General features: G+C 41.3%; 11 protein-coding genes and 1 other annotated feature. Of the genes, 3 read left to right on the top strand and 8 right to left on the bottom strand.

Going from position 1 to position 13,251, the window contains the following annotated elements; genetic code table 11:
• Window positions 1-154: 154 nt before the first annotated feature.
• Window positions 155-2,569 (bottom strand): leucine--tRNA ligase, encoded by a 2,415-nt coding sequence (leuS, locus tag H605_RS0102955; RefSeq protein ID WP_029052825.1) that lies wholly within the window; start codon window positions 2,567-2,569, stop codon window positions 155-157.
• A 79-nt stretch (window positions 2,570-2,648) separates the two neighbouring features.
• Window positions 2,649-2,866, bottom strand: a binding site (T-box leader).
• 145 nt (window positions 2,867-3,011) lie between these two features.
• Between leuS and mnmL the strand changes: the two genes are divergently transcribed.
• Together mnmL and mnmM are read left to right on the top strand one after the other, a co-directional pair.
• Window positions 3,012-3,965, top strand: coding sequence for a tRNA modification radical SAM protein MnmL/YtqA (gene mnmL, locus H605_RS0102950; protein WP_029052824.1), 954 nt, complete (start codon window positions 3,012-3,014; stop codon window positions 3,963-3,965).
• Window position 3,966: 1 nt separating this feature from the next.
• Window positions 3,967-4,575, top strand: coding sequence for a tRNA 5-(aminomethyl)-2-thiouridylate-methyltransferase MnmM (mnmM, locus tag H605_RS0102945; protein WP_081657832.1), 609 nt, complete (start codon window positions 3,967-3,969; stop codon window positions 4,573-4,575).
• Between the two features lie 38 nt (window positions 4,576-4,613).
• On the opposite strand, the gene H605_RS0102940 is transcribed toward mnmM, so the two are convergent.
• The 6 genes from H605_RS0102940 to H605_RS0102915 form a co-directional block, all read right to left on the bottom strand.
• Entirely contained in the window at window positions 4,614-5,339 is a 726-nt protein-coding gene (locus H605_RS0102940; protein WP_029052822.1) for an SDR family NAD(P)-dependent oxidoreductase, read from the bottom strand.
• 26 nt (window positions 5,340-5,365) lie between these two features.
• Window positions 5,366-5,500 (bottom strand): hypothetical protein, encoded by a 135-nt coding sequence (locus H605_RS19540; protein WP_255407629.1) that lies wholly within the window; start codon window positions 5,498-5,500, stop codon window positions 5,366-5,368.
• A gap of 109 nt (window positions 5,501-5,609) precedes the next feature.
• Complete coding sequence (locus H605_RS0102930) at window positions 5,610-6,275, bottom strand: 3'-5' exonuclease (RefSeq protein ID WP_029052821.1); 666 nt, start codon at window positions 6,273-6,275, stop codon at window positions 5,610-5,612.
• 68 nt (window positions 6,276-6,343) lie between these two features.
• A complete protein-coding gene (locus tag H605_RS0102925; RefSeq protein WP_029052820.1) occupies window positions 6,344-8,272 on the bottom strand; it encodes a DUF294 nucleotidyltransferase-like domain-containing protein in 1,929 nt (642 codons plus the stop codon).
• Window positions 8,273-8,500: 228 nt separating this feature from the next.
• On the bottom strand, window positions 8,501-10,048 hold the full coding sequence (locus H605_RS0102920; protein WP_029052819.1) for a solute symporter family protein: 1,548 nt from the start codon (window positions 10,046-10,048) through the stop codon (window positions 8,501-8,503).
• 13 nt (window positions 10,049-10,061) lie between these two features.
• Complete coding sequence (locus H605_RS0102915; RefSeq protein ID WP_029052818.1) at window positions 10,062-10,388, bottom strand: DUF485 domain-containing protein; 327 nt, start codon at window positions 10,386-10,388, stop codon at window positions 10,062-10,064.
• Between the two features lie 451 nt (window positions 10,389-10,839).
• Here H605_RS0102915 and H605_RS0102910 point away from each other — a divergent pair, with 451 nt between their 5' ends.
• Window positions 10,840-11,508 (top strand): GntR family transcriptional regulator, encoded by a 669-nt coding sequence (locus tag H605_RS0102910; RefSeq protein ID WP_029052817.1) that lies wholly within the window; start codon window positions 10,840-10,842, stop codon window positions 11,506-11,508.
• Between the two features lie 44 nt (window positions 11,509-11,552).
• Here H605_RS0102910 and brnQ read toward each other — a convergent pair whose 3' ends face one another.
• On the bottom strand, window positions 11,553-12,935 hold the full coding sequence (brnQ, locus tag H605_RS0102905) for a branched-chain amino acid transport system II carrier protein (RefSeq protein ID WP_029052816.1): 1,383 nt from the start codon (window positions 12,933-12,935) through the stop codon (window positions 11,553-11,555).
• Window positions 12,936-13,251: the final 316 nt, after the last annotated feature.

Here is a 13,251-nt window from a genome sequence, read left to right as displayed (position 1 = left end):
CCGTCTGATAGAGCGGTTGCCATGTCACATAGAGCGCTCGCCCCAGCCAATAGAGCACTCAACCAACATAACAAAGCACATACCCCATAAATACGATCACAACCAAAAAAAGCCGGTCGGAGAAATAAATCTCCAACCGGCTTTCTACATTTCATTAACCCGCTACAATATTAACAAGGCGTCCAGGAATCGCAATGATCTTCTTCAATTCCTTACCTTCCATCCACTGCTTCACGTCTTCGTTTGCTAAAGCGACTTGCTCTAATTCTTCTTTCGAGCTATCTTTCGCTACAGTAATTTTCGCACGAATTTTACCGTTGATCTGTACCGCCACTTCCACTGTATCATCCGATAGTTTAGTTTCATCAAACGTCGGCCACTGTGCATAGGCAATCGTCTCCGTGTGACCTAGTTTAGACCACAGTTCCTCTGCCAAGTGAGGTGTGATAGGCGAAATTAATAGAAGGAATCCTTCGATGTATGCTTTTGGCAACTTCTCCGCTTTATAGCTTTCATTGATGAATACCATTAATTGAGAAATCGCTGTGTTATTACGCATAGCTTCGAAATCTTCCGTTACTTTCTTGACCGTCTGATTATAGACTTTCTCAAGAGGTCCACCTGTTTCATCCGTTAATTTATCTGTCAATGTATCGTCTTCATTGACGAGTAGACGCCAAATGCGATCAAGGAAACGACGAGATCCGTCGAGACCATTTGTTGACCATTCTTTCGATGCGTCAAGTGGTCCCATGAACATTTCATAAATACGCAACGTGTCTGCACCGTGTGAATGAACGATATCATCCGGGTTGATGACGTTACCTAGCGACTTAGACATTTTCACATGCCCTTCGCCTAAAATCATCCCTTGGTTGAAGAGCTTTTGGAACGGCTCTTTCGTTTGTACTACACCAATATCGTACAATACTTTATGCCAGAAACGAGCATACAATAAATGCAGAACTGCGTGCTCGGCTCCACCTACGTAAATATCAACTGGCAACCAACGTTCAGCCAATTTCGGATCAATGATCATGTCATCATTATTTGGATCGATATAACGCAAGTAATACCAGCAGCTTCCTGCCCATTGTGGCATCGTGTTCGTTTCACGACGACCTTTCATACCAGTTTCCGGGTCGACTACATTGACCCACTCTGTAATATTGGCAAGTGGTGACTCGCCTGTACCACTTGGTTTGATATTGTCTGTTACAGGCAACATCAATGGCAATTCCGATTCATCGACAGTAGTCATCGTGCCATCTTCCCAGTGAATGACAGGAATCGGCTCGCCCCAATAACGCTGACGGGAGAATAACCAGTCGCGTAGACGATACGTGATTTTGCGTTCGCCCGTACCATTCTCTTCGAACCATTCAATCGACTTTGAAATTGCTTCTTCTTTGCCTAGACCATTCAAGAAGTCAGAGTTGATGTGTTCGCCTTCTCCTGCATATGCCTCTTCTTCAATGTTTCCGCCTGCAACTACTTCCACAATTGGTAAATCGAATTTCTTCGCAAACTCATAATCACGCTCATCATGTGCAGGAACTGCCATGATCGCACCTGTGCCATACGTAGCCAATACGTAGTCTGCGATCCAGATCGGCATTTTCTCACCGCTTGCTGGATTGATTGCATAAGCACCAGTGAATACGCCCGATTTGTCTTTTGCTAAGTCTGTACGCTCAAGATCGCTCTTTGATTTTACTGAATCGATATATTCTTCTACCGCTTCACGCTGTGCATCGGTAGTAATCGCACTAACTAATTTATGTTCAGGAGCCAATACTGCATACGTCGCACCGAAAATCGTATCTGGACGAGTAGTGAACGCTTCGAATGAATGCTCAGTGTCCGCAATTTCAAACTTTAATTGTGCACCTTCAGAACGACCGATCCAGTTACGTTGCATATCTTTTAGGCTTTCAGGCCAATCCAAATCATCTAAGTCTTCTAACAGACGATCTGCATATTCCGTAATACGCAATACCCATTGGCGCATCGGACGACGTTCAACTGGGTGATTTCCACGCTCAGACAACCCGTCTATCACTTCTTCATTTGCTAGAACTGTTCCTAATGCCGGGCACCAGTTGACAGCTACTTCATCAATATACGCAAGACCGCGCTTATAAAGTTGAATGAAAATCCACTGCGTCCATTTATAATAGCTTGGGTCAGTTGTATTGATTTCACGAGACCAATCATAAGAAAATCCAAGATCTTGCATTTGACGTTTGAATGTTGCAATGTTCTTCGCTGTGAATTCAGCTGGATCATTTCCTGTATCAATCGCATACTGCTCAGCAGGCAATCCGAACGCATCCCATCCCATTGGGTGCAATACGTTATATCCTTGCTTACGTTTGAATGCACTTAAAATATCTGTCGCGATATAGCCAAGCGGATGTCCAACGTGCAGACCTGCGCCTGACGGATAGGGGAACATATCCAATGCATAAAATTTAGGCTTGGATGGATCGTCCGTCATTTTGTATGTATCGTGATCTTTCCAATACTTTTGCCATTTCTCTTCAATTTGCGTGTGTTTATAACTCATGTCAAAAACTCCTCCATATGATTCAATTTCTGCTTCTTGCATTGGTGCGTACAGATAAAAAAAGACTCCCGTCCCTCTACAAAGGGACGAGAGTCTATATAGTTTCCCGCGGTACCACCCAAATTGACGGAATACACCGTCCAACTTGATTCCTTAACGCGGAGTACGGTATTAGTTACAAGTATTCACCAATACAGGCTCAAAGGCGAGTTCGTTCTCCACTCATACAGACTTGCACTAGCCGTCTGCTCTCTAAAAAGTAGCGTAAGAAGTACTATTCCTCATCATTGCCTTCATTATTTTCTTCAGTTTACCCGAAACACAAGCTGAATACAAGTCTCCTCTGTTGCTTTTTGTCGTATAGTAAATACTTTCTGCAGTTTGTTGTGTGATATCCATGCATATTCCGTGGTACAATGTCTGATGTAAAGGAGCTGTACATATGAATGAAATCAATCTTCCGTTTCCAAGTGAAGGGAAACGATACCATACATGGTCAAGACATTTAAAGGATACATTCGGTTGCAAAATTGCGAAAGTAGCGCTTGACGCGGGGTTTGACTGCCCGAATCGTGACGGAACTGTTGCACATGGTGGCTGTACGTTTTGTAGCGTAGCAGGCTCAGGTGATTTCGCAGGAGATCGCGTAGATGCAATTGAAGTTCAGTTTGCTGAAATCAAAGAACGGTCCCAGCGGAAATGGAAAGATGCAAAATATATGGCTTATTTCCAAGCCTACACGAATACACACGCCCCTCTTCCTGTTCTAAAAGAAAAGTTTGAAGCGGCGTTGGCCCAAGAAGGCGTTGTGGCATTATCGATTGCGACACGTCCTGACTGCCTACCTGATGACGTAGTTGAGTATTTAGCTGAACTCAATGAACGCACCTATCTATGGGTAGAACTCGGCTTGCAGACTGTTCATGAATCTACTGCAAAACTCGTCAACCGCGCGCATGATTTCGAATGCTATAAAGAAGGTGTCGACAAGTTACGTAAACACAATATTAATATTTGCAGCCATATCATCAATGGTTTACCTGGTGAAACTGAGGAAATGATGATGGAAACCGCTCAAGCAGTTGCCGAACTTGATGTCCAAGGTATCAAAATTCATTTACTGCATTTGTTAAAAGGAACACCTATGGTAAAGCAATACGAAAAAGGCAAGCTAGAATTTTTAACGAAGGAAGCGTATATTAATCTAGTCGTCGATCAACTGGAAATCATGCCTCCTGAAATGATTGTGCATCGCATTACGGGTGACGGACCAATCGATTTATTAATTGGACCGATGTGGAGCGTCACGAAATGGGAAGTCCTGAATGGTATTGATCAAGAACTAGAAAGACGTAATAGCTGGCAAGGGAAAAAATATCTGCAAGAGGTGAAATAATGTGACAAACATATTGCTGCACCGCGTATTGCCGATAGCGAAAAGGCTTATTACCGAACGCGTGCAGCCTGGAGATACAGTCGTCGATGCGACCGCTGGCAACGGCAATGACACACTTTTCTTAGCTGACTTAGTTGGTGATGAAGGACGCGTTTTCGCATTTGACATTCAGCAGCAAGCACTTGAGACAACAGAACAGCATCTTGGAGAGCTAGCAAGTCGCGCTACACTCATTCATGATAGCCATGCGAATGTCCGCCAATACGTAGAGGGCGAGATCAGCGGTGCTATGTTCAACTTAGGCTATTTACCATACAGTGAAGATCCCAGTATCATCACGACTCCTTCATCCACGATTGCCGCACTCGATGCGCTACTTGGTATAATGAAAAAGTCCGGCATTATCACGATTACCGTATACGACGGACACGAAGGTGGAGCTGAAGAGCGTGATGCATTGCTTGACTATGTCTCGAAATTACACCAAGGCGATGTGCATGCGATCCGCTATGAATTGCTAAATCAGAGAAGAAACCCTCCGTTTCTACTAGCACTCGAGAAAATGAAAGATTTTACAGATGTGCGTACAGTAGAAGCTGGAGAATCATAAAACCCGTTGCCACAATCTAGTGTGGCAACGGGTTTTATTCAATTCAATTTACGTATATCTGCAATAGGGTCGATCTCCAGGAAGTCCACTTCGTTCACAAATCGCACTAGTTTTTCTGCGGTTTCAGAGGCTGAACTTAACTGGCCTTCCCTTTTATACGCCTCGAAACGCTTCAAGTGCGGAAATTGCTGTTCTGATGATGACCGAATCGTCTCTTGCATCCCTGTATCGATAATGCCTGGTGCGATGGAAACGATTCCGGTTGGATACTCCGCCATCTTCTGCTCCAGTGCGATGACACGTGAAAACTGATCAAGTCCAGCCTTCGTCGTACAATAAATCCCCCACCCTTCATACGCACTGCGTCCTGCCCCAGAAGAGATATTCATGATCTTTTTCGTTCCCTTGAAATCTTTTAATGTATGGATAAATGTATTCATTAAGTGAATCGGTGCCGTTAAATTCACTTTAATTGCCTGCTCTACTTTTTGCGCATCCAATGCACCTACCAAACTAATCGGATCCACCATACCGGCGTTATTAATCAAGGTGAAAGAACTCGCTTCGTCTAGATGTTGACTCACTATTCCTCCAAGAATGGCAGTCGCTTTTTCACAGTCTGCGAGATCCACTTCATACATCGTATGTAGTTGATCTGGATTCGTTCGTGCCATACCATACACCGTTGCGCCCGTTTCTTTAAATTGACTGAGTAACTGTTGACCGATTCCTTTTGAAGCGCCTGTAATAATGATAACATCCATATGTATCTACTCCTTTTCTATACGAATCAACTAATTCGTGATCCTATGTATGTTGTTGCACCTTCTGCTGTCTTATTCGGTAACTCGAAAAACAATATCCAGCAATACACTGCAATAGCCACTAGAATGACGATTAATAAAATCGTTTGACGTTTATTCATTACTTCACGTCCCCCATCCATTGTTCAACTCTTTAATTTCTACTATATCACAACAAACAAACGAGCCCGCCACTCAAATTTCATTGAATGTCGAACCCGATCACTGAATTTACGTGTAGGAAACAAATTTTTGTGCTCCACCACTTTTAATACGAAGTAAATCTGCTAATGTCTTCACGCCATGACGATCAAGTTTTCTTAGTAATGCCGTGAAGACATGTGCCGTCGTCAACGCATCGCCCAATGCACGATGTCGTTCGAAAATCTCTGTACCGAACAGACGTGCATAGTCTTCCAAGTCTTGTTGCTCACCTGTGGGATCCAAATAATTAATCAAATGCATCGTATCAAATGATGTAGGGATTTGAAATGTACATTTCTGACGGCTTAATTCTTTCTTAATGACCATTTCATCAAAACTGACATGGTGCCCTACCCACCCTGCACTTTTATGTTTTTCAATAAACGCAAAATATTCTTCAATAGCCGGAAGAGGCATAGGTGCCTGGTCAACTTGTGATTGCTGTATAGTCGTCAGCTTGCTGATGATAGGAGGAATATCCCTGGACGGATTCACAAATGTTTGAAATACGTGATCCGTAACCTCAAATCCTTCCACTTGTACGGCTCCGATTTCAATCATTCGATCGTCTGCACCAATAGCAAAACCGGTCGTTTCTGTATCAAATACTGTAAAATTCATATCTTGCAGCGGCGTATTGAGCTGAAGCGATTGCTGTAAATCATACGATAATTTTTTCTTTTTCCAAAACATGATACCGCCCCCTCATTCTATAGTACATTATGCGTGAACTTTGTACAGGGACCTTTATCAATATCGTCTTAAAGTTTTGACAATAAATGCGATTGAAGTGCTCTGACCGTATCTAGCGTTGTCCGTAATTCGTTCAATTCCCATCTTCTCAGCTTCCGCAAGTCGATTTCTGTAGAAACTTTCTCACCGCGTAAATGTTTTTCCCACGACATGGAAATTCGTATACTCAAGGATATTTCATACGCATGGCGAATTTCTTCCGCAAAGTCTTTGGTGATCTTTTTCTTCTTCTGCAAGGCTGAAATAATCTCAAGAGGTGTTGCATTAATAATACCATTACTAACTCCTAAGATTTGCAAGCAATGATGAAGCGGGAATAAAGCATGTTTCTTAATATCTATTACATCCGCTTTACTACGTCCCCTAAAAATGTTCAAAAAGTTTTGTTGTAATTGTGGTATTGGTTTTTCTTTTTCCTGTTGCGCCATATAGTAAATAAATGTAGCTGATTTTCTTAACAGATCGTGGACCATTTCGATAAATCGATCATTGACGGTAGTTTCACCGTAGAGGAAACGGAATGATAGGAAGTTGTAGCCGAGCAAGATCTGTTCAGGTGTAGATCGCAACGCCCATTGGCGAATGCGTTCATGCCAAATCGCCATAGTGCCGCGCCACTGCGATTCGCTTGCCATCATGAATCCGATACACCTAGTATAGCCTGCCTGTTCAAGATGAACGACAATTTCATTGCCAAGTAGCTCGAAGTAATTCTCTACTTGTTCAGACTGTTCTCTCGTTACATCTTCATAGACAAGGAAGTGATCTTGATCAGTCAGCATAAACTGCTCTCCACGTGCACCACTGCCCATCTGGTACCAGGCAAACGCAACAGGTGGCGTACCTTTCCCTTGATCTTCAAGTGACTGCACAGCCAGCATAACGCAATGTTTAGCCAGACGATCATAGAATTTCGTAATGATTTCCAATGTATGGATTGTGGATATTTCATCTTGGATTAAATTGGACAACACATCGTAAATTGCCGCTTTCACGACAGGCAATTTTTCAAAGGAAGCTTCTTCTATCGTTTTTAAGATATTCATAGAATTACGATCACGTTTTGTCATTAACGTAGCAAATGTCACGATTCCTACAGGCTTCCCTGCTTTGACTACCGGCAAATGCTTGATTCCATGTTTATAAAATTTAGTCAAGGCCTCATAGTAATAATCGGTTACCTTGATTGTATGCGGCTCTTTCGTCATGACATCTTTTGCCTTTAGTTCGATTGGAGAACCGCCACCCGCAATCACTCGCTCGACCAAATCTTTTTCCGTTACAATTCCAAGCAATTTACCTAACTGATCGGTCACAATAATAGAACTGATGGAGTGTTTTATCATCAATTCAGCAATTTCTCTCGTTTCTGCTTCTGCATGGATTGTCACCACTGGACTGCTCATGAAATCCTGTACACGTCGGACATACGGTTCACTCTCACCATATTCGTCAGCTAAACGAACTTGCTCCCCTAATGAGGTATAGACATTGGCCAAACGAATCGACATTTTGCGCAAGATATAATCGCGCACATTTTGATCATCCATCCGATGCTTAATCACTTCATACGGAACTTGGAGACAGACGGAGCCCTCTGCCACAACCATATCAATATGATGCTTATCAAGCGGTCGGGCCATTTCTCCTAAGTAGTAGGCAAAGTTGGAAAAACCAATGAGTTCATTTTCTTGAATGAATTCCAATGTTACCGAGCTGCCATCTTGTCCTTCTATTTGAACCTCTGCGGACCCTTTCAACACAATGAGTAACCCTTCTTGAGGTGTTTTGAAATAGTTGGATTTCTCCGCTTCTTCATACATTTTCAACTTACATTCAAGCAATAACTGATCAAATTCCTTTTGTGATGTGTTAGTAAATAACGGATTTCCATGAATTTTATCATACCACTCCTGATCTTTCACCATCTTCAGCATTTCAAAACCTCCTATTCGTATTAACCATCACGAGATCTCACTTCATATTATTCAAATGCAAACGTCATCAGTACGTACATGTTTACCTTCATTATTCTTTCAGCAAGAACTTCCAATACTAAGTCAATGACTGCCTATTTCCACAGATTTTCATTTGAATAAAAAATGGCCCCCTCTTCTGTCATGCTAGTAGAAGAGGGAACCATTAGTTGAATATCAAGCTAGTTATTAAAGATCAAGCTCTTTGTAGCCAGTTTCTGCTTTGAAACGAACTTCTGCATAAGAAACTTCATCTTTCTCGTGACGCTTAGAGCTAACAAGTGTACCAATGAATGCAGCAAGGAAACCTGCAGGTACGGAAACAATAGCCGGGTTAGCATACGGGAAGATTGGATTACCAGTGATAAGAGTAGCACCTTCCACTGGATTCATTACAGAAGGACTGATTGCAACAAGAACTAATGCAACGATAAGACCTGTCAACATTGAAGCAACAGCGCCTGTCGTATTGAACTTCTTCCAATAGATCGTTAGTAGAATAGTTGGTACGTTTGCGGATGCAGCCACACAGAATGCAAGTGATACTAAGAACGCAACGTTCAACTTTTCAGAACCTAGTGCAAGAAGAATAGAGAATACACCGATAGCGATGGAAGCCCAACGAGCAGCATTCACCTGTTGTTTCTCTGTTACGTTACCATTTTTGAAAATTTGTCCGTAAATATCGTGAGCGATTGCAGAAGCACCTGAAAGTACAAGACCTGCAACAACTGCTAGGATTGTCGCGAAAGCAACAGCTGCAACGAAGGATTCAAGTGCGTCTCCTCCAAGAACTCCAGCAAGCATTGGTGCTGCCATGTTCCCTGCGGCGTTTTCTGCGATGATTGCGTCTGATCCAACGAATTTAGCTGCGCCAAATCCAAGGAAGATCGTCAATACATAGAAGATCCCAATAATCCATACAGAATAAATAACGGAAGATCGTGCTGTTTTCGCATCCTTAACTGTGAAGAAACGCATTAAGATGTGTGGAAGACCAGCAGTACCTAGAACGAGTGCGATCAATACTGATATAAGACCGATTGTGTCTGTATAAACAACCCCTGAGTGAAGGAATGCTTCACCATGTGGAGTAGCAGTTTTCATTGTCTCGAACATACCGATGAAGTTAAAGTTGAACTTCATAAGTACCAAGAAGGAGATAATGATTGTACCTAACATCAATAGAATTGCTTTAACGATTTGTACCCAGCTTGTTGCAGTCATTCCACCGAATAGAACATAGATTAACATCATAGTTCCAACGATTAGAACAGCGATCCAATACTCGATACCGAATAATAATTTAATAAGAGCACCCGCACCAACTAATTGTGCAAGCATGTAGAACATTACGATTGTAATTGTATTCAATGCTGCCGCTCCACGCACTTTCTTAGCGCCGAAACGAGCACCAATCATATCTGCCATCGTAAACTTACCCAAGTTACGTAGTGGTTCAGCAATTAAGAATAAAACAACGAGATAAGCCGTTAACCAACCAATACTGTAGTAGAAACCATCAAATCCGTTTAGTGAAATCGCACCAGCGATACCTAGGAAAGATGCTGCCGATAAGTAGTCACCAGCAATTGCCATACCATTTTGCCAACCAGTTAATGAACCACCGGCTGTATAGAAATCACTTGCCGTAGTTGTTTGCTTTGCCGCCCAGTATGTAATGTAGAGCGTTAACGCGATTACTGCGAAGAATATAACATATGAAATCCAACTCATGAACACAACCCCCTTATTTTAAAACGTTTTTCTGTATAATCTTGTCCACTTCAACATCAAAGTGTTTAGCTTTGTTCATGTAAATGGATGTAAATACCCAGACCATAACAAACATGGAGAATGCATAGACCCAAGTCCATGTCATTGCGCCAATAGCAGGTGTTTCTAGAATCTTTGTATAACCTGTTAATAATGGTAGAATAAAGTACGCTGCGAAGAAGAAAATAACAAAAGGTGTAGCGAAGCTCTTTTTCCTTTTTACAAGCCCCTTAAAGTCTTCTGTTTGAACGAGCTTTTCATAGTCCATTGTGGATTTTCCACGTGCCACTTGATTAGTCATTGGTTGATCCCCTTTCTATTTTATATAGCGTAGTAAATTAGTTCATATTCCCCCCATTTCACTGAAACCGCTTTCATCAAGTTCAATAGATAATATGACACAGCGGGTTAGTCGTTCATTTGTTATAGTACACACCTAAACAATATCAAACGTGTACTATATTTGCAATACCTTGTTTTGAAAATTTGTAAAATTTAATCTACTAAAGGAATGCAAATCTGTATAGACATTAATCTATCAAATACAAGCGGAAACTACAAGAACTATTTGCATTTATCTCAATGTTACTTAAATATAAACTTATTTAGCCTTATAATAATTTCCAATTATTTCTGTATATTTTACTTAAGACTGTTAAATAACAGTAAAAAGATGTAGTATATTGTATATTGGCTATTAGCTAAATCAGATTTATGTGAAGACTACTTTTGGAGAAAGATGGTGTGAGAAATTGCCTATACCAACTAACCACGCACAACCCATACGAAAGACTGCTAAGGAAAGTGCGTTCAGTCAACTGCAGAAATGGATTATTGATGGAACTTTACAGCCTGGAGAAAAGCTAAACGACGTTGAATTAGCAGAAGCACTCGGAGTGAGCCGCACACCTATACGTGAGTCGCTACAATTATTAGAAGTTCAAGGATTTGTTCAAATGTTTCCGGGTAAAGCAACACAAGTGACAGACGTCGATCGTGAATCTATTTCAGATTTGCTTCCCCCACTCGCTGCGCTACAAGCATTATCAGCTGAACTTTCTATACCAAATCTAACTGAAAATATTATTAAGAAATTGCGTGATACGAATAAGAAATTCGCGCTAGCAGTTGAGAAGGAAGATTATTTCCAAGCTTTGAAAACCGATGAAAAATTCCACCAAATTATTGTGGACACAGCTAATAATCCATATATTTCTTCGTTGCTTGTCTCATTACAAGCCCATGTGCGTAGGCTTTTCTTTCACAATTCCATTATACTGACGGAAAAGTCGATTGCAGAACATGACCAGATTATAGATTTAATGAGTCAGCGTGATGGTGAGCAAGTTACAAAAGTTATGAGAGAAAACTGGTTACGCGCGATCGAGGAATTTCATTCGATTGAAAATGTAGATTCGTAAATAGACAGGAAAACAGGATCCGAAAATTAAACGGATCCTGTTTTTTATGATTTTTCATGAGTGGAGACCACTTGGATAGCTTGCATTCTTTTATTGGTTACTATCGCCACAATAGCTGTTACGACTGTCACGATCAACACAGGAACTAACCAGCCTATACCTTCTGTGTAGTATGGGATGTACGCTGTATATACGTCCTGTATAGTCACAAGCCAGTTCGGCATGGTCTTCTCTACTAGTGAGTAGAATTTCACCAGCGCTTCAATGAAACTGACAAAGAAAGCCGTTATAGTCGCTGATCGATATACCAAACTGGATTGATGGAATAAAGGGCCAGTGAACGTCAATAAGATGAGTACCATTGCCAATGGATACAGTAGAACTAATACAGGTAGTGAGTAATTGATAATATTCGCTAAACCGAAATTCGCTACAACCAAACAGAATATTGAAAAGAAGACTACAAAAAGTTTGTAACTTACTTTTGGGATGATCGCATGGAAATATTCACCGCATGCAGTCAGTAATCCAATGGCTGTTGTCAGACAGGCAAGCATAATGACTACACCGAGTAACATTAATCCTGTCGTACCGAATAAATGCGAGGAAGTCTCGCTTAACACGGAACCTCCCCCATCCAGATAGCCAAATAAATCAACTGATGTGGCACCCAGATAAGCAATGCCGATGTATATAATGGCTAAAAATCCGGCTGCCACAAATCCTGTCTTCGCCGTGGAAGACAATATTTGCTTTTTACTAGTAATGCCCATTGCACGCAAAGCGTTGATCACAATGATCCCGAACACTAATGAAGCTAGTGCATCCATCGTATTATAGCCTTCTAGAAACCCTGTAAAGAATGGTGTTTCATTATAAGGCGCTTGCGATACTTGTGCACTCCCCATCGGACTAAGAAGAGTCATACCAATTAAGCCAATCAATATAATAATAATGAGAGGAGACAAATATTTACCGACCCGATCGACAATTTTTGCAGGGTTCAGTGAGAGCCACATGCTAATACCGAAGAAAACCAATGTAAATATAAAACGTGCAAGATCAATAGAAAATCCGTTTAAAAATGGAGCAACTCCAATATCAAATGCCACAGCTCCAGTACGTGGCGCGGCAAAAAATGGCCCAATCGTTAGATACAGTATGGCTGTAAATAGAACCGCGTATAGTGGATGAATTCGGCTTGCTAAGTCCTGCAAATCTTTCTTGCCAGAAAAACCGATAGCCAATATACCTAAAAACGGTAAACCTACTCCAGTAAATAAAAAGCCGGCCATTGCTTTCCACGTTTGATCTCCAGCGAGCTGTCCTAGCTCTGCAGGAAAGATTAAATTACCTGCGCCAAAAAATAATGCGAATAGCATAACCCCAATAACGAGACTAGACGAAAATGATAATTTCTTTTCCATATGTATAAAAATCCTCCCAAAGTCAACAGCGTTAATTTGTATGCAATATATTACGTTCCCTTATATTACTCTTCCCTATTTAGAAAATCAACAGTCAGTCGAATCATTTAACTTTTGCCTCTATTGCAAACATACTAACTATTTATCTAAATCTACAATAAAGTTCTTAAAATAAAAAAACTGACCTCAACAGAGATCAGTTCGGACTTAAAAGAACAGTAAAAAGCAAAGATCTAAATTAGATAGGAAGTAGTTGGCGATTTCCGTTGCAGAGTCGGTTAGCGGTGCCATATTACTTTTTTAGAACTACTTTTCA

This window comes from Sporosarcina ureae DSM 2281 (assembly GCF_000425545.1).
GTDB classification, from domain to species: Bacteria; Bacillota; Bacilli; order Bacillales_A; family Planococcaceae; genus Sporosarcina; species Sporosarcina ureae.
Note: the sequence above shows the minus strand (reverse complement) of the source record. Positions and strands in the feature narration are given on the sequence as shown.